General features: G+C 67.7%; 20 protein-coding genes and 2 pseudogenes. 12 read left to right on the forward strand and 10 right to left on the reverse strand.

Annotation, left to right across the window (positions count from 1 at the left end; translation table 11 throughout):
• Positions 1-457: pseudogene (locus HUU99_RS06260) on the forward strand (peptidylprolyl isomerase); the annotation flags it as partial.
• A 10-nt stretch (positions 458-467) separates the two neighbouring features.
• The gene (locus tag HUU99_RS06265) at positions 468-1,979 is read left to right on the forward strand and encodes an anthranilate synthase component I family protein (protein ID WP_174285809.1); all 1,512 of its coding nucleotides are present in this window, start codon (positions 468-470) and stop codon (positions 1,977-1,979) included.
• 10 nt (positions 1,980-1,989) lie between these two features.
• Here HUU99_RS06265 and HUU99_RS06270 read toward each other — a convergent pair whose 3' ends face one another.
• Positions 1,990-2,574: a hypothetical protein gene (locus HUU99_RS06270; RefSeq protein WP_368039928.1), complete on the reverse strand. Its 585-nt coding sequence runs from the start codon at positions 2,572-2,574 to the stop codon at positions 1,990-1,992.
• Between HUU99_RS06270 and HUU99_RS06275 the strand changes: the two genes are divergently transcribed.
• Genes HUU99_RS06275 through moaC form a run of 4 tightly spaced genes read left to right on the forward strand, consistent with a single transcriptional unit; the run spans position 2,555 to position 5,371 of the window.
• Entirely contained in the window at positions 2,555-3,139 is a 585-nt protein-coding gene (locus HUU99_RS06275) for an anthranilate synthase component II (RefSeq protein WP_174285718.1), read from the forward strand. The genes HUU99_RS06270 and HUU99_RS06275 overlap by 20 nt on opposite strands.
• Positions 3,136-4,131 (forward strand): anthranilate phosphoribosyltransferase, encoded by a 996-nt coding sequence (gene trpD / locus HUU99_RS06280; protein ID WP_174285719.1) that lies wholly within the window; start codon positions 3,136-3,138, stop codon positions 4,129-4,131. The genes HUU99_RS06275 and trpD overlap by 4 nt, the downstream gene beginning before the upstream one ends.
• On the forward strand, positions 4,128-4,904 hold the full coding sequence (gene trpC / locus HUU99_RS06285) for an indole-3-glycerol phosphate synthase TrpC (protein ID WP_174285720.1): 777 nt from the start codon (positions 4,128-4,130) through the stop codon (positions 4,902-4,904). The genes trpD and trpC overlap by 4 nt, the downstream gene beginning before the upstream one ends.
• The gene (gene moaC / locus HUU99_RS06290) at positions 4,901-5,371 is read left to right on the forward strand and encodes a cyclic pyranopterin monophosphate synthase MoaC (protein WP_174285721.1); all 471 of its coding nucleotides are present in this window, start codon (positions 4,901-4,903) and stop codon (positions 5,369-5,371) included. The genes trpC and moaC overlap by 4 nt, the downstream gene beginning before the upstream one ends.
• 20 nt (positions 5,372-5,391) lie before the next feature.
• On the opposite strand, the gene HUU99_RS15705 is transcribed toward moaC, so the two are convergent.
• Positions 5,392-5,520, reverse strand: a complete 129-nt coding sequence (locus tag HUU99_RS15705) for a hypothetical protein (protein ID WP_302479977.1) — start codon at positions 5,518-5,520, stop codon at positions 5,392-5,394.
• Positions 5,521-5,670: 150 nt separating this feature from the next.
• On the opposite strand from HUU99_RS15705, the gene HUU99_RS06295 reads away from it, so the two are divergent.
• Positions 5,671-6,864, forward strand: coding sequence for a molybdopterin molybdotransferase MoeA (locus HUU99_RS06295; RefSeq protein ID WP_174285722.1), 1,194 nt, complete (start codon positions 5,671-5,673; stop codon positions 6,862-6,864).
• Between the two features lie 55 nt (positions 6,865-6,919).
• The gene (gene lexA / locus HUU99_RS06300) at positions 6,920-7,582 is read left to right on the forward strand and encodes a transcriptional repressor LexA (RefSeq protein ID WP_174285723.1); all 663 of its coding nucleotides are present in this window, start codon (positions 6,920-6,922) and stop codon (positions 7,580-7,582) included.
• Positions 7,583-7,598: 16 nt separating this feature from the next.
• On the opposite strand, the pseudogene HUU99_RS06305 reads toward lexA, so the two are convergent.
• Positions 7,599-9,665 (reverse strand): annotated as a pseudogene (locus HUU99_RS06305) (ComEC/Rec2 family competence protein); the annotation flags it as partial.
• 96 nt (positions 9,666-9,761) lie between these two features.
• On the opposite strand from HUU99_RS06305, the gene gltX reads away from it, so the two are divergent.
• From gltX to HUU99_RS06320, 3 genes are read left to right on the forward strand one after another with little or no spacing between them, the layout of a single operon-like run.
• Complete coding sequence (gene gltX, locus HUU99_RS06310) at positions 9,762-11,243, forward strand: glutamate--tRNA ligase (protein ID WP_174285724.1); 1,482 nt, start codon at positions 9,762-9,764, stop codon at positions 11,241-11,243.
• A 15-nt stretch (positions 11,244-11,258) separates the two neighbouring features.
• On the forward strand, positions 11,259-12,542 hold the full coding sequence (locus HUU99_RS06315) for a citrate synthase (protein ID WP_174285725.1): 1,284 nt from the start codon (positions 11,259-11,261) through the stop codon (positions 12,540-12,542).
• Positions 12,542-12,751 (forward strand): hypothetical protein, encoded by a 210-nt coding sequence (locus HUU99_RS06320; protein ID WP_174285726.1) that lies wholly within the window; start codon positions 12,542-12,544, stop codon positions 12,749-12,751. The genes HUU99_RS06315 and HUU99_RS06320 overlap by 1 nt, the downstream gene beginning before the upstream one ends.
• Here the strand turns inward: HUU99_RS06320 and HUU99_RS06325 are convergent.
• From HUU99_RS06325 to HUU99_RS06340, 4 genes are read right to left on the reverse strand one after another with little or no spacing between them, the layout of a single operon-like run.
• Positions 12,707-14,098, reverse strand: a complete 1,392-nt coding sequence (locus HUU99_RS06325; RefSeq protein ID WP_174285727.1) for a sensor histidine kinase — start codon at positions 14,096-14,098, stop codon at positions 12,707-12,709. The genes HUU99_RS06320 and HUU99_RS06325 overlap by 45 nt on opposite strands.
• Positions 14,095-15,201: a DUF2336 domain-containing protein gene (locus tag HUU99_RS06330; RefSeq protein WP_254602973.1), complete on the reverse strand. Its 1,107-nt coding sequence runs from the start codon at positions 15,199-15,201 to the stop codon at positions 14,095-14,097. The genes HUU99_RS06325 and HUU99_RS06330 overlap by 4 nt, the downstream gene beginning before the upstream one ends.
• A gap of 21 nt (positions 15,202-15,222) precedes the next feature.
• Positions 15,223-16,410, reverse strand: a complete 1,188-nt coding sequence (locus tag HUU99_RS06335; protein ID WP_174285728.1) for a hypothetical protein — start codon at positions 16,408-16,410, stop codon at positions 15,223-15,225.
• 37 nt (positions 16,411-16,447) lie between these two features.
• Complete coding sequence (locus HUU99_RS06340; RefSeq protein WP_174285729.1) at positions 16,448-16,741, reverse strand: Hpt domain-containing protein; 294 nt, start codon at positions 16,739-16,741, stop codon at positions 16,448-16,450.
• Positions 16,742-16,844: 103 nt separating this feature from the next.
• Here HUU99_RS06340 and HUU99_RS06345 point away from each other — a divergent pair, with 103 nt between their 5' ends.
• The gene (locus HUU99_RS06345) at positions 16,845-19,157 is read left to right on the forward strand and encodes a hypothetical protein (RefSeq protein WP_174285730.1); all 2,313 of its coding nucleotides are present in this window, start codon (positions 16,845-16,847) and stop codon (positions 19,155-19,157) included.
• A gap of 345 nt (positions 19,158-19,502) precedes the next feature.
• Here the strand turns inward: HUU99_RS06345 and HUU99_RS06350 are convergent, their stop codons facing one another.
• The 3 genes from HUU99_RS06350 to HUU99_RS15380 form a co-directional block, all read right to left on the reverse strand.
• Complete coding sequence (locus HUU99_RS06350; protein ID WP_174285731.1) at positions 19,503-20,306, reverse strand: DUF4886 domain-containing protein; 804 nt, start codon at positions 20,304-20,306, stop codon at positions 19,503-19,505.
• A gap of 120 nt (positions 20,307-20,426) precedes the next feature.
• The gene (locus tag HUU99_RS15375; protein ID WP_217430797.1) at positions 20,427-20,816 is read right to left on the reverse strand and encodes a hypothetical protein; all 390 of its coding nucleotides are present in this window, start codon (positions 20,814-20,816) and stop codon (positions 20,427-20,429) included.
• Positions 20,813-21,052 carry a hypothetical protein gene (locus HUU99_RS15380; RefSeq protein ID WP_217430798.1) on the reverse strand — a complete coding sequence of 80 codons (240 nt, stop codon included), beginning with the start codon at positions 21,050-21,052 and terminating at the stop codon, positions 20,813-20,815. The genes HUU99_RS15375 and HUU99_RS15380 overlap by 4 nt, the downstream gene beginning before the upstream one ends.
• Positions 21,053-21,200: the final 148 nt, after the last annotated feature.

Consider the following 21,200-nt stretch of genomic DNA (forward strand, 5'->3'; position numbering starts at 1 on the left):
TCGTGCGAGCCAGGCGGCGCGGGTCATGGCGACCGCGGTCGTCGCCGCGGCGAACAGGGGCACCCCGCTTGCGAAGGCCGTCGCCGACAGCGGTGCGAAACTGCCCGCGCCGCGCCCGATCACCGCCACGCGCGCGCAGATCGCGGCCAACCCGCGCGCCGTCCCCGCGCCGCTCGCGCTGATGTTCTCGATGCCGGCGAACAGCACCAGGATGCTCGAAGCACCGGCCGGTGCCGGCTATTTCCTGGTGCGGGTGGATCGGGTCGTACCCGGCAATGCGACCGGCAACGCTGCCGTCATCGCCGCGACCCAGCGCGACATGGGCCACGGCGTCGGCGGCGAATATGTCGAGCAATTCATCAAGGCGGTCCGTGCGCAGGTCGGCGTGAAGACCGACCCGGGTGCCGTCGCGAAAGTGCGCGCCGACCTGCTGGGGCAGACCAATTCCGGCAACTGACCGGGCGGCGATCGGCGGCGGCAGTCGTACCGCGGAGGCCGTCGCGGCGGTCGCCGGCGGGCAGCCCACGCTCGTGTGGCGGCGGACGATCGCGGACACCGAAACGCCCGTCGCCGCCGCGCTGAAGCTGATCGAGCCGGGGCGCGGCGATTTCCTGCTCGAATCGGTCGAAGGCGGAACGACGCGCGGGCGGCATAGCCTGATCGGGCTCGCGCCGGACCTGGTGTTCCGTGCGGCCGGACAGCAGGCGGCGATCAACCGACGCTGGGCGATCGACCGCGCGGCGTTCGAACCCTGTGCGCAGCCGACGCTCGCCGCGCTTCGGGCGTTGGTCGCGGAGATCGCCGCCGACGTCCCAGCCGAGTTGCCACGTGCGCTGGCGTGTCTGGTCGGGTATTTCGGGTACGAGACGATCGGACTCGTGGAGACGTTGGCACAGCCGGATGCCAATCCGCTGGGCCTGCCCGACATGATGTTCGTGCGACCGTCGGTCATATTGGTGTTCGACCGGTTGACCGATGCGCTGTTCCTGGTCGCGCCGGCCTGGCCCGATCCTGCGCGCGACCCTGCCGCCATTGTCGCAGCGGCGGCGGAGCGTCTCGATGCCGTCGCCGCGCGGTTGGCGAGCGCAACGTTGCCTCCGCCGGCCCGGACCGATGCGCCATTGCCCGAATATACGCCCGCAATGACACCCGATCGCTACGCAGCGATGGTATCTCGTGCGCAGGACTATATCATAGCGGGGGATATTTTCCAGGTCGTGCTGGCGCAGCGGTTTTCGACGCCCTTTCCGCTTCCCGCGTTCGAACTCTATCGTTCGCTTCGGCGGATCAATCCATCGCCGTTCCTCTACCATCTCGACCTGCCTGGCTTCGCGCTGGTCGGCTCCAGCCCCGAAATCCTGGTTCGGGTGCGCGATGGAGAGGTCACGATCCGGCCGATCGCCGGCACCCGCCCGCGCGGCAGGACCGAAGCCGAAGACGAGGCCAACCGCGCGAGCCTGCTCGCCGACGCGAAGGAACGCGCCGAACATCTGATGCTGCTCGATCTGGGGCGCAACGATGTCGGGCGTTCAGCGTCACCCGGCAGCGTCCGGGTGACGGACAGCTACACGGTCGAACGCTATAGTCATGTCATGCACATCGTCTCGAACGTCGTCGGGCGGCTGGCAGACGGCAGGGACGCGCTAGACGCGCTGTTCGCCGGGTTCCCGGCGGGCACCGTCAGCGGCGCGCCGAAGCTGCGAGCGTGCCAGATCATCGCCGAACTCGAACCCGAACGCCGCGGTGCGTATGCCGGCGGCGTCGGCTATTTCTCGCCGGACGGATCGATGGATTCGTGCATCGTCCTCCGCACCGCAGTGGTGAAGGACGGCACGATCCATGCGCAGGCCGGCGCGGGCATCGTCGCCGAGAGTGTGCCCGAAAACGAGCAGCGCGAATGCGAAGCGAAGGCCGGCGCGATCCTGGCCGCCGCACGCGAGGCGCTCACCCGTGCGGGCAATGCCGGGTTCGGTCAATAGACCGGTCGGATCAGGGGACCTGGCTGGCCTCCGCCGCCCTGGCACGACGATCCGCAGCCCATTGCTGATTGGCTTGGAGCGCACAACCGCTCTGCCCGCCCGTCCCGACCGGCGAACAGGTATCGGGCAAACCACCCGCCTCGCGCCCGATATGGTCGAGTTCCGCAGCGGTATTTGCCCAGCTTTGGCGCGAAGCCGGGATCGGGCCGGAATCACGAAGCGTCTTGGGAATGCGATAGGGTTCCGGGATCGTCGAGCAGACGACGATATCCGTCGCCGTCGATTCTGGGCATTTCTGCCCATTGGCCAAGGTAACGCTGCGAATGCGCTCCGGTGGCTTCCCGGTCTCCGCCTGCTTGTCCGGCGTCGCCGCCGTCGTGGCGGCGGGAACGGTCTGGGCCGATGCCATGGCGGGCAATGCCGTCAGCGCAATGGCGAATGATATACGGAACATTTGCAATCTCCTGACAGCCACAACGTCTCGCACGTCGCATTGCTCCCTCCTGAATACGTCTGCATCGATTTCACGAAACGGCGACATTGCGCCCGCGCCGCCTTCGTCTATGGCGGCGCGCATGATCCTGGTGATCGACAACTACGACAGCTTCACCTGGAACCTGGTCCATTACCTGATGGAGCTGGGCGCGCCGGTCGAGGTCGTGCGCAACGACGCGATGTCGGCGGGCCAGGCGCTGTCCAGCGGGGCGGATGCGTTCCTGATCTCGCCGGGGCCGGGCACGCCGACCGAGGCCGGTATCTCGCTCGATCTGGTCGCCGCCTGTGTCGATGCCGGACGGCCCTTGCTCGGCGTGTGCCTGGGCCATCAGGCGATCGGCCGGTATTTCGGCGGGCAGGTGGTGCGCGGCGGTCTGATGCACGGCAAGACATCGCCGATCGTCCATGACGGCACGGGCCTGTTCGCCGGGTTGCCCTCACCCTTCGTCGCGACGCGCTATCATTCGCTGATCGTCGAAGACGTGCCTGCGGACCTGATCGCCAATGCGCGAACGGAGGATGGCATCGTCATGGGATTGCGCCACCGCACGCTGCCGATCCACGGGGTCCAATTCCATCCCGAAAGCGTCGCGACGGAACATGGCCACGCGATGCTGGCCAATTTCCTGGCGATCGCGGGCATGTCCGCGAAGGCGATCGCATGACGACGATCGCGCTGCTGCCCGACCCGTCGTCGCCGCTTTCGCACGAAACCGCGCGGGCGGCCTTTGCCGACATGCTCGACGGGCACGCGAGCGAGGATGCGATCGCGAAATTTCTGATCGGACTGACCGACCGCGGCGAGACCGCGATCGAAATCGCCGAGGCCGCGCGCGCGCTGCGCCGACGGATGATCCCGATCGACGCGCCGGCCGGTGCGATCGACGTCTGCGGAACGGGCGGCGACGGCCATCACACCCTCAACGTATCGACCGCCGTCGCGCTGGTCGTCGCCGCTTGCGGCGTACCGGTCGCCAAGCACGGCAACCGCGCCGCTTCGTCCAAGGCGGGTGCAGCGGACACGCTGGAGGCTCTGGGGCTCGACCTGGAGATTGCGGGCGCGACCGCCGAGGCGAGTTTGTGCGACATCGGCATCGCCTTCCTCTTCGCCGCCAATCACCACCCGGTCATGCGGCGGATCACCCCGATCCGGCAGCGGATCGGCCGGCGGACGATCTTCAACCTGATGGGGCCGCTGGCGAACCCCGCCGGCGTGACGCGCCAGTTGATCGGCATCGCCCGCCCCGATTATGCGCCGCTCTATGCCGAGGCTCTGGCGCAACTGGGTAGCGAGGCCGCATTGGTCGTGTCGGGCGAGGAGGGGCTGGACGAACTGTCGGGCACGGGGCCGAGCGTTGCGGTGTCGGTCGGCACGGTCGATCTTTCGACGCTCATCACGCCGGAAGATGCCGGATTGTCCCGCCACCCCGTGACCGCGATCCGCGGCGGGGACCCGGCGCACAATGCGGCGGCACTCCGGCGATTGCTGGGCCGCGAGGGCGGCGCGTATCGCGACTCGGTCCTGCTGAACGCCGCCGCCGCCCTCGTCGTCGCGGGTCGTACCGACGCATTGATCGATGGCGCCGCCATGGCCGCGGAGGCGATCGACGACGGCCGCGCCGCCGCGCTGCTCGACCGGTGGATCGCCTACCGATGAACATGCTCGACCGCATCATCGAGACCAAACGCGCGGAGGTCGCTGCGCGCAAGGCCACGACCTCGCTCGCCGGTCTGGAAGCGGGCATAGCCGCGATGTCCGCGCCGCGTGGGTTTCGTGCCGCGCTCGATGCCGCACCGGGCCATGCGCTGATCGCCGAGATCAAGAAGGCGAGCCCGTCGAAGGGTCTGATCCGCGCCGATTTCGATCCGCCAGCGCATGCGCGCGCCTATCAGGCCGGCGGGGCGGCGTGCCTGTCGGTGCTGACCGACGAGGCGTGGTTCCAAGGCGCGGACAGCTATCTGGTCGCGGCGCGCGAGGCGGTCGCGATCCCGGTGCTGCGCAAGGATTTCATGATCGATCCCTGGCAAGTGACCGAAGCGCGCGCGATCGGCGCGGATGCGATCCTGATCATCGTCGCCGCTTTGGACGACGTGCGGATGGCGGAGATCGAGGCGTGTGCGATCGATTGCGGCATGGACGTGCTGGTCGAGGTGCATGACGAGCGCGAACTGGGGCGGGCGCTGAAGCTGAAATCGCGATTGATCGGGGTGAACAATCGCGATCTCCGCGACTTCTCGATCGACTTTCAGCGGACCTACGAACTGGTCGGCAAGGCACCCGCCGGCTGTACCTTCGTCGCCGAAAGCGGACTGGCGACTCGCGCCGATCTCGATTCGATGGCTGCGCATGGCGTGCGCTGTTTCCTGATCGGCGAGGCGCTGATGCGGGCAGAGGATATCGAAGCGGCGACCCGGGGATTGTTGGGATGAACGGCCTCACGCATCTGGACGCCGACGGTGCCGCGCGCATGGTCGATGTCGGCGGGAAGCCGGCGACGCGGCGCGAGGCCGTCGCGACCGGCCGTATCACGATGTCCCCCGACGCGCTGCACGCCATCGCGGACGGCGCGACGAAGAAGGGCGACGTGCTCGCCGTCGCGCGCGTCGCCGGCATCATGGCGGCGAAGCGGACCAGCGAGCTGATCCCGCTATGTCATCCGCTGCCATTGTCCCGCGTGGACATCGCGCTGGCGATCGGTGAGGATTCGATCATCGTGACCGCGACCGCAGCGACCGAGGGACCCACCGGGGTCGAGATGGAAGCGCTGACCGCCGCAACCGTCGCGTTGCTCACGATCTACGATATGGCGAAGGCGATCGACCGGGCCATGACGATCGAGGGCATTCGCCTCTTGCGCAAGAGCGGCGGACGATCGGGCGACTGGACGACGCCTTAGCGTCGGAACCTATCCGCCGTTCAGATGAAACCCAGCGCCGTTGCCAGAAACAGAGACGCGCAGATGGCGACGCCCGATCCGAACATCGTCGCGCCGTCGCTCATTCCGCGGTTGAGACACGTGCATACGACCTGGCTGAAATGTTCCATCATCCGCACTCCTGACCGACGGCACTCTATTGGCATCTCCGATCCGACCGCGATGGTGCGACTCGTCCCCGGCCGCGTCAAGACAGCGACGCTGCCCCATCATAGAGAAACCTTGCGCCATGCCCCGCCGCCCGCTTACGCCGCGCCAGGATGACCGCCGCTCCTCCCCTTCGCCCCGTGGCCGACGCGCAGGCGCGTCTGTTCGCGATGGCGTCGCGCGTTTCGCGCGAGGACCTGCCGATCGCCCGCGCGGCGGGGCGCTGGACGCGTGCGCCGGTCGTGGCCCGGCGGACTCAGCCTGCCGCCGATCTGTCGGCGATGGACGGTTATGCGATCCGCTTCGCCGATCGACCAGGGCCCTGGCATGTCGTCGGGGAAAGCGCGGCGGGTCGACCGTTCGCGGGCGCGATGCTGCCCGGTCAGGCGGTACGCATCTTCACCGGTGCCGCGATGCCCGATGGCGGCGACAGCGTCCTGATCCAGGAAGAGGCCGGCCGCGACGGCATCATGCTCCATCTGGCAGGCGAAGGGCCGGTTCGGAAGGGCGGCAATGTCCGTCCGCGCGGGCTGGATTTCCACGAGGGCACCGTCCTGATCGAGAGGGGCGAGCGGATGACCCCGGCGCGGATCGCGGTCGCGGCCACCGGCGGCGCATCCACCATCGGCGTCGGCCGACGGATCCGCGTGGCGATTGCCGCGACGGGCGACGAACTGGTGCCGGCGGGACATGCAACGGACGGCATGGCGCTTCCCGAATCGAACGGCATCATGCTCGCGGCGATGCTGGCGAACGATGCCGTCGACGTCGTCGATCTCGGCATCCTGCCCGATCGGCTGGACGTGATGACCGACGCCTTTGCGGCGGTCGATGCGGATATGCTCGTGACGACGGGCGGAGCGTCGGTCGGGGATCACGATCTCGTCCGTCCCGCGTTGCTGGCGGCGGGCGGCACGATCGATTTCTGGCGGATCGCGCTGCGGCCCGGCAAGCCGATGATCGCCGGGCGGCTGAAGGATGCGATCGTGCTGGGACTGCCAGGCAATCCGGTTTCCGCCTTCGTCACCGCGACGTTGTTCGTCCGTCCGCTCGTCGCGTATATGGCGGGTGCCCGCGATCCGTTGCCGCGAACCCTATGCGTGACGCTCGGGGAGGCCCTGCCCCCGAACGGCCCGCGCACCGATTATCTGCGCGGCGAAATCCGCGACGGGCTGGCTTACGCCTCCACCTTCCAGGACAGTTCGATGCTCCTGACGCTCGCACGGTCGAATTGCCTGATCGTGCGGCCCGGAGGCGCTCCGGCCGCGCTACGCGGCGACTTGGCGGACATCCTGGTCATCGCTTGACGACGCTGTTTATGTTCCATATAGGTTCCGCGTCTGTTCTGGACGGAGGAACGCCATGCTCACGCGCAAACAGCACGAACTCGTCTGCTTCATCAACGATCGTCTCAACGATACCGGCGTTTCGCCCTCGTTTGAGGAGATGAAGGACGCGCTGGACCTGAAATCGAAATCGGGCGTCCACCGCCTCATCTCGGCGCTGGAAGAACGCCACTTTATCCGCCGCCTGCCCAACCGCGCGCGCGCGCTGGAGATCTTGCGCATGCCCGAGCGGCCGGAACGCAAGGTCGCGCCGTCCCGCCCGACGAATATCCGCCCCGCCCCCGAACCTGCCAATGACGTGGTCGAGATCCCGCTGCACGGGCGGATCGCGGCGGGTGTGCCGATCGAGGCGTTCGAGGGCAGTGCGATGCTCGCCGTGCCCGCGGCGCTCCTCGGATCGGGCGAGCATTACGCGCTCGAAGTCGCGGGCGACTCGATGGTGGAGGCCGGCATACTCGACGGCGACTATGCGCTGATCCGCCGGACGGAGACGGCGCGCGACGGCGAGATCGTGGTCGCGCTGATCGACGACAGCGAGGCGACGCTCAAATATTTCCGGCGCGAGGGGGCGATGGTCCGGCTCGATCCGGCGAACCGCGCCTATGATCCGCAGCGTTATTCCCCGGCACAGATCCGCGTACAGGGTAAGCTTTCCGGCCTGTTGCGCCGGTACGATTGAGCCTGACGGGGTCGCGCCAGGGGTGACGGTCGCCGGGCTGTTCCACCGTCGTGACCGTAGCGCGCGATAGTAAGATCGCGATCCCTCCGGTCTTCGCGAGCATCGGCTTGTCCAGCTTGAGCCAGCGCGGGGTGCAGGTCCGCGGCAGGCGACGATCGCTGATCACGATATCGGCGTCACCGCATGCGGCGACGAAGGGTGCGATCGGCATCGGATAGGCGCTGCGCGTAGCGGCGATCCGCCAGCGACGGCCAGCGACGATCCGGTCCGCGACGCACATGTCGCGACTGCACCGCGTGCCGGGATCGTCGGACATCAGTCCCGCTTCGGCCAGCACGCCGCTATTCTCGCCGAGCGTCGCGCGGGCGTAATCGCCGGTCCGGTCCCGCAGCAGCGCCAGCCCGCCTCCGGCGGTGCGCAGCGCCACATGGCGGCCGTCCCCCGTCACCAGGAGGTCGGGCGCGCGCGTCGTCAACGACCAGCACGCGCCGACGATGATCGCCGCCGACCCCCACCACCGCACCCGCGTCCGCCACAGCGCGAGCCACGTCATGCCCGCCATCATCAGCGCGAAGGTGCCGGTCGACATGGCGGGCAATGCGGTCACCGATCCCGGCGCCGCGGCGGTGATGTGCGCAATCCACAACAACAGCGCGAGCGACTTGGCGGTCAGCCACCAGAAGGGCGCGCCGAGCCCGGCCGTGTTGAACAATAGCGCCAGCGCCTCCACCGGCATGACGACGAAGGTCGTCAGCGGGATCGCGACGATGTTGGCGACCGCGCCGTAGACGCCCGCCTTGTGGAAATGGAACACCGCGATCGGCATCAGTGCCAGTTCGACGACGATTCCCGTCAGCAGCAACGATCCGCCTTCGCGCAGGATGCGCCGCGCCCTCCGCTCCTCATGCGCGCCGAACAGCGCCGCGATCCGCGGATGTTCGTGAAGCGCCATGATCGACGTGACCGCGGCGAAGGACAGCTGGAAACTGGGCCCCGAGATCGACTCGGGCCAGAACAGCATGACGACGACCGCCCCCGCCGCCACGAGCCGCAGCGTCATCGCCTGCCGCCCCAGCGCCAGCGCCACCAGCACACCGAGCGCCGCCACGCACGACCGGATCGTCGGCACCTCCGCCCCGGTCAGCAACGTATAGCCGATCGCCGCCACCGCCCCGGCCAGCGCGGCGATCAATGGCAGTCGCGTGTTGAGCGCCAGCCACGGCGAGAGCGCGAGCAGCCGCAACACCACCAGCATCGTCGCCGCGACCGCCGCGGTGATGTGCAGCCCGCTGACCGACAATAGATGCGCAAGCCCCGCCTTGCGCAGCGCATCCGAGTCGGCCTGCGTGATCGACCCGACGTCGCCGGTGGCGAGCGACGCCGCGATGCCGCCCGCGCTGCCCGCGATATGATCGGTTATGATTCGCGTCAGCCCGGCGCGAAGCCCGGAACTCGCACCGCCCGGCGTCACGATCGTCACCGGCGCGAAGCCGCGTCCGGTCGCGCCGATCTGCGCGAACCACGCGGTCTGCGCGAAATCATAGGCACCGGGTACTGCGGGTCCGGGCGGGGGCAGCAACCGCGCTCGCAGCTTCAATACCGCCCCGGGGGTCAACCCGATCGGGGCATCGGCCGTCGCGAGATTGACCCGTATCCGCGGCGGCAATCTGGTCGGCTTGCCGCCAGCATTGGTAGCACCCGGCAGCGGCAGCAACGTCAGGCGCACGAGATCGCGCGCGGTCAGCGGCTCGATCCGCTCCACCCGCGCGGTCATCGATGCCACCACGGGTCCGCCCAGCACCGGTGCCGCGACGCGTTCCGAACGCGACCAGACCAGCCCGAGCCCAAGCGAGGCCGACAGTGCGGCGATCGCCACCGCTCGGGACGTCCGGTCGCCCCGCCCCGCGGCAGCCGCACCGGCCGCGATCGCCGCGAAGCACAGCGCCGCGATCGTCCAGTCGTGCGCGTCCGGCAGCAGGAACCAGGCGGCGACCCCCGCCCCCATCGCCACCGGCACCCACAAGGCAAGCTGGTCGCGCTCGGCCTCGAGCCAGGTTTCGAGGACCGCATACGCGCGCGACATTCTCGCCCGCGCGCCGAATTGTCGGCGCGCGGGACGCATGCTAGGGGCTGCCACGGCTGAACTGGCCATCGATCCTCAGTCTGGGAGCACGCGCGTTTGGGCGCAACCGTCGATACCGGCACGGGGGCACCCGCCGCCGAACCTGCCGCCAGTCCAAACGTCACCGGCGGCAAGGTCGTCACGCGTTTCGCGCCTTCGCCGACGGGATATCTGCATTTGGGCGGCGCGCGTACCGCGTTGTTCAACTGGCTCTATGCGCGTCATCATGGCGGCACTTTCCTGTTGCGGATCGAGGACACCGATCGCGCGCGGTCGACGCAGCAGGCGATCGACGCGATCCTTCAGGGGATGCACTGGCTCGGGCTCGATACCGACGCGGCACCCACCTATCAGTTCGCGCGGGCCGAACGCCATGCAGCGGTCGCGCATGCGATGGTCGCGCACGGTCACGCCTATCGCTGCTATCTGACACCCGACGAACTTGCTGCGATGAGGGCAGACGCACAGGCGGCGAAGAAACCGCTTCGCGTCCGCAGCCCCTGGCGCGACGCCGGCACCCAGGCCGCAGACCGCCCCTTCGTCGTCCGGCTGAAAGCCCCGCAGGACGGCGAGACGACGATCGACGACCGGGTGCAGGGCACGGTTACCGTCCGGAATGCCGAACTCGACGATCTCGTCCTGCTGCGATCGGACGGTACGCCGACCTATATGCTCGCGGTCGTGGTCGACGATCACGACATGGGCGTGACGCACGTCATCCGCGGCGACGATCACCTGAACAACGCGTTCCGCCAGTTGCCGATCATCCGTGCGATGGACGCGATCGAGACGCGAGAGGGCTCGGGCGGCTGGCCCGATCCTGTCTACGCGCACATTCCGCTGATCCATGGATCGGACGGCGCGAAACTGTCCAAACGGCACGGCGCGGTCGGGATCGAGGCGTACCGCGACGAGATGGGTATCTTGCCGGAAGCGCTCGACAATTACCTGTTGAGGCTCGGTTGGGGACATGGCGACGACGAGATCATTTCGCGCGACGATGCCGTCCGCTGGTTCGATCTGGCGGGCGTCGGAAAATCGCCATCGCGTTTCGACCTGAAGAAGCTGGAGAATCTGAACGGCCACTATATTCGCGAGGCCGACGACGCGCGGCTCGCGGCGCTGGTGGCGGGGATGGGCGGGTATCCCGATGCTACGCTGCTCGAACGCGCGATGCCGTCGTTGAAACCCCGCGCCGCCAATCTGAACGAATTGTCCGATAGCGCGATCTTCCTGTTCGCGACCCGCCCGCTCGTTCCCGACGAAGGCGCAGCAGCACTGCTGACCGCCGATGCGCGTATCATTCTCGTCGCCGCCCACGCCGCGCTTGACGCGGTGCACAACTGGGATACGGAAGCGCTCGAAGCCGCAGTGCGGCGGGTGGCGGAGGACCGGGCGGTGAAGCTCGGTCAGGTCGCGCAACCGCTTCGTGCCGCGCTCACCGGACGCAAGACCTCGCCCGGTATCTTCGATGTCCTTGCGCTGCTCGGGCGCGAGGAAAGCCTGGGTCGGATCGACGACGCCATGCGCGCCATTTAGGGAAGGACGAACGCCATGACCGACGCTGCAAAGATTGCCCTGGGCGACGCCAGTTTCGAATATCCCGTGCTGTCGGGCACCGTCGGTCCGGATGTCGTGGATATCCGCAAATTCTACGGCCAGACCGACGCTTTCACCTATGATCCAGGCTTCACCTCGACCGCGAGCTGCCAGTCGAAGATCACGTACATCGATGGTGATGAGGGCGTACTGCTCCACCGCGGCTATGCGATCGGCGAATTGGCCGAGCAATCCAGCTTCATGGAAGTCTGCTATCTGCTGCTCAACGGCGAACTGCCGTCGGCGGACGAATTGAAGGTCTTCAGCCGGACGATCACCCGTCACACGATGGTGCACGAACAGCTTGCCACCTTCTTCCGCGGATTTCGCCGCGATGCGCATCCGATGGCGATCATGTGCGGCGTTGTCGGTGCGCTCAGCGCCTTCTACCACGATTCGACCGACGTCCATGATCCCGAACAGCGCGTGATCGCCAGCCACCGGCTGATCGCGAAAATGCCGACGCTTGCTGCGATGGCGTATAAATACAGCCTGGGGCAGCCCTTCCTCTATCCCGACAATTCGCTGAGCTACACCGGCAATTTCCTGCGCATGACGTTCGGCGTGCCTGCCGAGCCCTACGAGGTGAACCCGGTGATCGAGCGGGCGATGGACCGCATCTTCATCCTACACGCCGATCACGAACAGAACGCCTCGACCTCGACCGTTCGCCTTGCGGGGTCGTCGGGGGCCAATCCGTTCGCATGCATCGCGGCGGGGATCGCCTGCCTGTGGGGGCCGGCGCATGGCGGGGCAAACGAGGCGGCGCTGAATATGCTGCACCAGATCGGCACGCCGGACCGCATTCCCGAATTCATCGCGCGGGCAAAGGACAAGAACGATCCTTTCCGGCTGATGGGTTTCGGCCACCGCGTGTACAAGAACTACGATCCACGCGCGACCGTGATGCAGCAGACGGTGCGCGAAGTGTTCGAGGAACTGAACGTCAGCAACCCGGTGTTCGACGTTGCGCTGCAGCTCGAGGAAATGGCGCTCAACGATCCCTATTTCGTCGAGAAGAAGCTGTTTCCGAACGTCGATTTCTATTCGGGCGTCATCCTGTCGGCGATCGGGTTCCCGACATCGATGTTCACCGTGCTGTTCGCTCTCGCCCGCACGGTGGGCTGGGTGGCGCAGTGGAACGAAATGATCACCGATCCCGACCAGAAGATCGGTCGTCCGCGCCAGCTCTACACCGGCGCGACGCAGCGCACATACGCTCCTGTCGGTCAGCGCTGATGGGCGTTCTGCGTGGCGTCCTGATCCTGGTCGGCGCGCTTGCGATCTTGATGGGGTTGTTGTGGATCGGCCAGGGATCCGGCCTCGTCCACTGGCCGGCGTCCAGCTTCATGCTGGACCAGCGGCCCTGGGCCTATCGCGGGTTGGTGCTGGCCGGACTCGGTCTAATGACGGTGCTGATCGCGCGCCGGATCGGTCTGCGCCGGTAGCGTCAGCGTGAACGACGCGCCGGCGTCCGGCGCGCTTTCCACCGTCAGATCGCCCGACATCGCACGTGCCAGCCGCCGCGCGATGTAGAGGCCGAGGCCGCTGCCACCCGGTTCGCTGGTATCGACACGCTCGAACTTGTCGAAGATTCGCGCCTGGTCTTCGGACGCGATCCCCTTGCCGGCATCGATCACGGTGACGGTCGCCAGCGTGCCATCGCCAGCCGCTCGCACGACCACCTGCGATCCACGCGGCGAATAGCGGACCGCATTGCCGATCAGATTGACCAGGATTTGCAGCGTGCGCCGGAAGTCTCCGGTCGCGGGAACCGCCAGATCGATCGGCGGCCGATCGATCGCGACCCCCGCGTTCGCCGCGCGGACGCCGAGCAAACCAGCCGCTCGGCGCGCGACATCGGCAAGGTCGATCGAATCGCGGGGTAGCGTGAAATCCGCCCCTTCCACCGCCTGCAGATCGACCAGATCGTCCACCAGCCCGAGCAGATGACGGCCCGCCCCCGCGATATCCGCGGCATAGTCCGCATAATCCTGGCGAAGGGGGCCGTCCGCTTGCGCGTTGATGCTGTCGGCGTTCGCGATGATCCGCGCGAGCGGCGTGCGCAACGCCTTGTCGAGCCCCGATGCGAACGCGGCGGACAAGGGCGGCGGGGCCGGCGGCGGCGGGGCGACCTCCTCCTCCGCCATCCGCGCGACACCGACATAGCCGGCAAAACCGCCTGCATCGTCGAGCCGGACCGACGCGGACAACAGAACGGATCGCCCATTGGCTTTCAGCGTCGCCGCGACCGAATCGATCGCTCGCCGCCGGGCGAAGGTGCCGAGCAGCGGCGTCGCCCCTTCGGCGATATGCAGCGAAAACAACGCGGTCAGCGGCTTGCCCAGGACCGCCAATGTGTCGAACCCATAGGCCGGCCCGGCGCTCAGCGTCACGAACGTCAGTCTTTGTGCGGCGTCGGTCTCCCAACGCCAATCGCCGCCGGCGCGAACGAAGTCGAACGCCGCGCGTCCGCTCGCGTGCGATGCCCCGCGCCATGGCTGCACCTCGCGCCAGCCGCTCGCGGACAATCGGACCCGATCGCCCTCGGGCTGCGCGCGTACCCACAGATCGATATCCGCCTCGTCGGCCGCGACCACGACGCCACGCGACACGACGATGCCGAGCCGCCGGGCGAGCCGCGCGATCGTCGCAAGTTGCGGCACCGCGAGCACCGCGCCGATCGTACCGCCGGCGCGGACGTTGAGGCTTGCGATCGCGGGATCGGCCTCGACCAGCCGCCCGTCACGATCGATCGTCGCATGCGCGACCGCCTGTCCGGGGATCGCGTTCATGCCGGATGCCTCGCCAGCGCCGCGAGCGCAGCGCGGAAATCCCGGTCGAGCGACAGCGGGGCCAGCGCCGCCGCCGCTTCCCCGGGATCGACTGCGGCGATATCGTCGAGCGCATCGGCAAAGGCTTCGAGATCGCGTGCCGGGTCCGCATCCGCCAGCGCGAGCCCGATCCGCGCGATCGTCGGTCGGTCGAGCGCGAGCGCGCGCAGCGCCAGCCACAGGCGTTCGCCGTCGGGTTCGATGACGATCGCCCGCGCCGCATCATGGCCGATGCCCAGCGCGCAGGCGATGATCGCGACGAAGAACGCCAATTGGCGGTCGCCGATGGCCTCGATCAGCAACCCGGCCAGTTCGTCCGCGCGCGCATCGACCGCCACCGCCAGCCGCATCGCGACCGCATCGACCCGTTCGCCCTCGTCATGCCCCGCGAGACTGCGCTGCGCCGCGTCGGCGATAGCGCGATCGGTTTCGCGGTCGCTGGTCCCGAGCGCCTCGCGGATACCGGCGGCGATCCACCAGACGATCCGGTGATGGAGTTCGGCGGGAAGCTCGCTGTTCCCCGCGATCCCGCTGGCGTTCGCGCTGCGTCGCCGGCTCTCCGCGGCCAACAGCGCGGTCGCGGCCGCAGCGACGATGGTGTCGGGTACGCCCGCGAGCCGGACGATCAGGCTCGCTTCGTCCGGTCCGGCGACCGCGGTGGGCAGCGCGTCGGCGATCAGGTCGTGACGAACGCGCGCGAGCAATTCGTCGATCAGCGCGCGGTCGCGCAACAGCCCGGCCTTCGCGAGCCGGTTGGCGATATCGCCGCCGCTGGTCAGCACCGTCTCCGCACGACCGGTCGCCCCGCGACCGACGAGCAGCCGCGCGGCATGTCGCCGGATATCCGCCTCGATCGCGGCGACGATCCCGTTCAGCACGCGCGCCAGCATCAGGCGCGTGCGTTCGTCCAGCCTGTCGCCTTCGGGAAGGAAGAAATCCGCGATAGCGCCCGACAGCCGGGCATCGGCACGGGCACGGGCACGCTCGGCACGCACCGCCGCGCTGCTCGTGCGACGGGCCGAGACGGCGCTCGCGGGATCCGGTTCGACCGACATGACGTGCATGCTAACGCTCCGTCGTTAAAGTCAGGCTAAGGCTTTCGAACGACAATCCTCGATTGCCGCCGAAAGCGTCGCCAGCGCGTAGATCGCAGCGGCACCGAGCGCCGCCAGCGGCAGCCCCACGGTCGTCAGGACCGTCGCGATCAGCAGATACGCAACCGGCTTTCCCCACCACAACCGCCGCCGTTTCTCGTCGATGGCACGTTCGCCGAGCATCGCGAGTGCGACCAGCGACAGCGCGCAGATCCGCGCGGCACCATCGGCCGACCGCACGCTTTCGATCTGACCGAGCAGCAGCAGCGCGACCGCCGGGAGAACGATCGCCGCGATCGTCGCCGTCCGCGCGACCGCATCGTCGTCGCGCAATCGTGCCAGCGCGGCGGCGAGCGACAGTCCGATCGCACCGAGCGTGGCGAGCATCAGTCCCGTCGCCACCAGCCCGAACGCCTCACCCGCCAGCCCGAACGCGCCGATCATCCCGGCCCCCGCCGCGACCGCGGTGCCCGCGACGTCGCGATCGACCAGCCGCGGCAGAAGCAGGCGGGCGATCGGTGCCACCACGAACCGGTCGAACCAGCCGCGCCGATCGGACACGATCGCCGCCAGCACCAGCCGGCCCCGCCCCGTCAGCGCCTGCGCGCTCCGTTCGATCCCATGTCCGTCGTGCAGCGCCGCCTCCGGCAGCAGGATATTGGCCGCCTGGGCCTGCGCGGCAATCCGGATCAGCGTCGACTGCACGTCGTACTCGCGGGGCAGCAGCGCGAGTTCGACGATCCGCCGCGGATCGAGCCGCGCGATCCCGGCCCAGGCCAGTTGCCCGCCGACTCGTTCGAAACCCGGCGACGCATCCTCCTGCGGCACGACCAGCAGCGCGTCTCCGCCCTCGCCCGCCAGCATCCTGACCGTCGACGCCGTCGTGATCAGCCCGTCGCCGAGCATGAGGATCCGTGACAGCGGGTGCAGCTTCTCGACCGCCTCCGCCGCGGACCGTACCGCGTCGACCGCCACGCCCCGCCGCCCGATCCGAGTCATCGCACCGATCAGCTGGGGGGTGAGCCGCGCCACCACGACGATGATCTGCGCCGCGCCGGCTTCGATCAGCAGCCGTGCCTGATATTCGATCAGGGTGACGCCCCCGAACGGCAGCGTCGCGGCCAATTGGCCCGGACGATCGTCCGCATCGTGCGTGGCGAGGAGCAGGCCGGCGAGCATCGTCGGCTGTTAGGGGAACCGATCCGCAAGCGATAGATCAGAGCCGCGCGATCGTCCGCTTGAGTTTCGCGAGCAATGCGCGGTCGCCCGGGGTGCCGGACGCGGCGTCGGCGGCGAGCGCCATCAGCCGCACCGCGCCGAAACTCGCCGCCAACCCCTTCAGCCGCCACGCCGCGGTCCGCCATGCCTCGGCGTCCTGCGCCACCTCCATCGACGCCAGCGCCTTCACCGCCCCCTCGGCGAAAGCCAGCCGCAATTCGGCGATCAGCAGGGGTTCGTCGCCGACCGCGGCAGCGAGCGCCGCATCGATTGCTCCGGGATCATATGCCATCGTCCGACGCTACGATAACAGGTCTTAAGGCATGGTTTCGGCGGCGTTTCACGTTGGCGACAAAACATGGTAAACCTGCGCTGCGGATACGAATGGGGGTTCGATGATCGTGGACATACGCGCCGAACGCAGCCGTGCTGCGGCCGCGGGGGAGGAGCGGGCGTTGCCGATCGAACCCGCCGGCGACGCCGGATTCGGACCGGGTTTCGCCGAAGTGCCGCTCGACCTCGGCAGCTTCGCCGACCCCGCCGACGACGCCCCTCCCCCGGGTCGCGCGGTCGCCGCGATCGTCGCCGCACTGGCCGTTATCGGCTGGCTGGGCGGTGTGATGTGGCTGGCAGGACCCGCCATCCCCATGTTGCACGCCGCCGCGCTGGTCGAGTTCGTCGGCGCGCTCTGCGTCGTCCCGGCGCTCATCGGCGTGATCTGGCTGCTCGCGCTTCGCACCAGCCGAACCGAGGCGCGCCGCTTCGCCCGCACCGGCAGCGCGATGCGCGCCGAGGCGGCCAGCCTGGAACGAACGCTCGCGGTGATGTCGGCGTCGATCGCGGCGAACCGTGCGGCGCTCGGCGAACAGATCACGCAATTGATGAACACCGGCGATGTCGCGACCGAGCGGCTGGCGTCGATCGGCCGGCGGATGGCGGACGAGATCGCCGAAGCCGATCTGCACGCACGCGGACTGGCCGACGCCGCCGCCGCGGCGAAGGGCAGCATCGACATCGTCCTGGCCTCGCTGCCCCATGCGCAGTCGGAAACGCGCGCCGTCGCCGCCTTGCTCGACCAGGCGGGGCTGAGCGCGAGCGAACAGGCCGCGGCGCTCGATGCGCAGATCGTCGCGCTGGCCACCCACGCCCGCGAGGCGGAGACGCTTGCCGACGGTGCGGCACAGCGGCTGGCGGCGCATATCACCCGCATGGAGGCGACCAGCGAGACCGCGGGCACGCGGCTGGAGGCAACCGCCGCGGACATGTCGTCCGCGGTCGACGGGCTGCTCGGCCGCACCGCCGACGCGATCGACGAAGCGCGTAAGGGCATCGCGGCGCAGGGCGACGCGATGCTGGCGATGGTCGGCGCGAACCAGGCGATGCTCGACAGCGGCGCACGGGCGAGCGCGGATGCGTTCGCCGAACGGATCGCCGACATCGAACGCGCGGTCGACGGCATCACCGACCGGCTGGACGCGCAGCGCCGCACCGGCGAATCGATCGTCGCCGGGCTCGACGACAGCATCGCCGCCACCGCGGACCGGCTCGGCGCGCTCCACACGCAGGGCATCGACCGGTCGCAGATCCTCGCCGCCTCGATCAGCGCGCTCGGCGGATCGGCGAATGCGATGACCGAGGCGCTGCGCACGGGCGATGCGATGGCGACCCGGACGATCGGCACCACCGAGTCGCTGCTGATCGCGCTCGACGCCGCCACGCGGGAAATCGACGAGACGCTGCCCGATGCGCTCGACCGGCTCGATACCCGCATCGCCGCCAGCAAGGCGATCGTCGTGCAGGCGAAACCCGAATTGCTGGCGCTCGTGACCGCCGCGGAAAGCACGCACGACGCGATCGAGGCGATCGCGGGCGTCATCGCCGACCAACGCCGCACGCTCGATCAACTGTCCAGCGCGCTGATCGATACGCTGACGCAAGGACGGAGCAAGGCGGACGCGCTCGGCCAAATGGTCGACGAGACGATCGGCCGCACCCATCGCTTCGCCGAAGAGGCCGCGCCACGCCTGATCGAGGCGCTGCTTCGCGTCCGCGATACCGCCGCGGTCGCCGCGGACAAGGCGCGCGAGACGCTGGCGACGGTCATCCCCGACGCCGCCGACGCATTGGAAGCCGCCAGCGTCGAGGCGATGCGCCGGGCGACGGGCGATACGGTCGAACGCCAGATCCGCGCGATCGGCGATGCGACCGATGCCGCGGTCGACGCCGCAACCCGCGCCACCGCGCGCCTGTCGATCCAGGTCCAGGCGATCGCCGACCAGACCGCGATCGTCGAGACGCGCATCGAGGACGCCCGCGCCGAACGCGAGGAGTCGGATCGCGATACCTTCGCGCGCCGGGTGTCGCTGCTGATCGAATCGCTCAATTCCGCGTCGATCGATGTCGCCCGCATCCTGGCTCCCGACATCTCCGACAGCGCCTGGGCGGCGTATCTGAAGGGCGACCGCGGCGTCTTCACCCGGCGTGCGGTCCGCGTGCTGGAGGCGGGCGAAGCGCGCGAGATCGTTCGGCTGTACGACGACGACACGGGCTTTCGCGATCACGTCAACCGCTACATCCACGATTTCGAGGCGATGCTTCGCGCGGTGCTGGCACAACGCGACGGATCGCCGCTGGGAGTGACGCTGCTGTCGTCCGACATGGGCAAGCTGTACGTTGCCCTGGCGCAGGCGATCGAGCGGTTGCGATAGGGCGGATCGGACCGCGGCGGATGCCGTCCGGCCCCGAGTCGCGGCGCTACGGTTGCAACAAACGCAATCGGAAGTGGACGAACCACACGCTACGTCCGCGCGGAAACACCCCCGCGCGAAGATTTGGCGATCGAGCGAAGACATGCGGCGGACGAGGGTGGCGACCATGCCGGCGATCGATCACGAAATGCGGTATGTAGGACAGCGGTTTCGAGTTCGACGGTGCGTTTGTGGCTATGTCCACAGGGGGTGGTCAGCGGTCTGACCGCTTTCGAGGCTTCATCACAGGGTACCCGGCGGCTTTTAGCTGTCAACGCGAGGGCGAGCGGCTAACTTCCCGTGATGTCAATCAGCTTTGGCCTCCTCATACTCCCTGACTTCTTGCCGAAGTGAAGCGGCTACCCCAACATCCAAACCCGAAGGTACGTAAGAGACCTGTCCGACATCGCGCTTCGACAAGTCGCCGTAAAGTAGGAGGGCGAACAGATAACTGCCCGCAAGTGTAGGATGATTCCCATCCTCTGTCAGGGTCATCTTGGGAAATGATCTCTGGGTTTGCGCCCATAGCTGACCGATATTGGCCAGCTTCGCACCGGTCCGCTCGCTGAGGGACTGCGACGCCGACTGCACTGCGGTGTAGTACGCGTTGCGCCCGCTGCCATCTGGGTCACCATCGTCCCACAGCCTGGCGTCGTAATTCCAATTGACCACCAGCCGGACCGCAGGCGCGGTCGGACGCGCAGCTTCGATCAGGCGGGCCCCATAGGTCTGGAAGCTGCTGGCTTGCTCGTCGCTGGACTGCGCGCGGCTCTCCCCCTGCACGATCACGTCGTCCCAGTGCTCGCGGACAAGGTCGCGCACCTTCGGATCAACCCAGAGCGTTTCGAGGCTGGCCCCGGGCTCCGCTTCGGTTGTGATGTCGTAACGCTGGGGATCGCCGGCTGAATCTGCCATGCCACGGATCATGTCCGGCATTTCGTGATAGAAGGTGCGGCTGTTACCGAGTATGAGAACCTTGTGCGCGGGCCGGTGATCGAAGGAATCTAACGCGTGAATGAATAAAGCATGCGCAGTCCTGGGTTGGGCGAACTCGAACCAGCTCACTGCACCGAAAAGCAGGAGCAACAACAACGGACGTACGTATGTCATGGCAAACCAAGTAGCTCATTCCGTTGAAAAAACGGTAACGTAAGACGACTGTTCGAACCTTATCATCGCGACCATCGCAGACATGGCGGTGATAATCCTGATCATGCCGCCTTTGCCGGATCAGCCAACCCATGCTGGACAGCGCTGCAGACTTCCTTCGGGCAGTGATAGGCCGTCAACCGCCATGATCCGCGTCGCTTTGCCTGCGCGCTGAACGGTAACCCCAACGCAATAGCCGTTGGGATTGGTGTGCTCGACCGGACCAAATGCGGAAAGATAATCGAACGCCGGAATTTCGAACCGTCCGGGATAGTCACGCAATGAGATTCGATAGTCTGGTCCACCCCGCCCGTGATGGATTGACCCGGACCAGACGCGGAGGGTGCTTTCATACGCGACCAGATGATCGCCGCGAAAGACGACCGCCTCTCGCATACGTTGTAAGAGGCCTAACGTCATCATCGAGCAGATGGCAGCGGTGACAACCGAAGAGGTTATGACGACCGTCACCAGCTGAGACTGAGCGGTCGCTGACGGAAGCCATGAGCAAGGCATAGGGCGCCCAAGCCAATGCCGACCACATAAGACCAGCTTTCCAGGCTTCTGGGCGGATAGAGCTCCTTGCCGGTATCGGTGAAGACCGCGACCAGCGACATCATCCCCCATAGGGAGATGATTAATATGGGCAGCCAGGAACCCATAAAGACCGGGACGGATGTGGCTTTCGTATCAGTATTGCCTGGCATACCGCAACTATGACTCGCAACAATGAAGAATAGATTAGGCGGTGATGGGCGTCGTTATAGGCTTGCGATGCGCCCTAATTTCCGATTGGGTAACACAAAAGATAGCACGCGGACCTTGCCGGAATAAGTCTTAGGCCAGCAGGAGTTG

This window comes from Sphingomonas bacterium, assembly GCF_903642285.1.
Lineage (GTDB): Bacteria > Pseudomonadota > Alphaproteobacteria > Sphingomonadales > Sphingomonadaceae > Sphingomonas.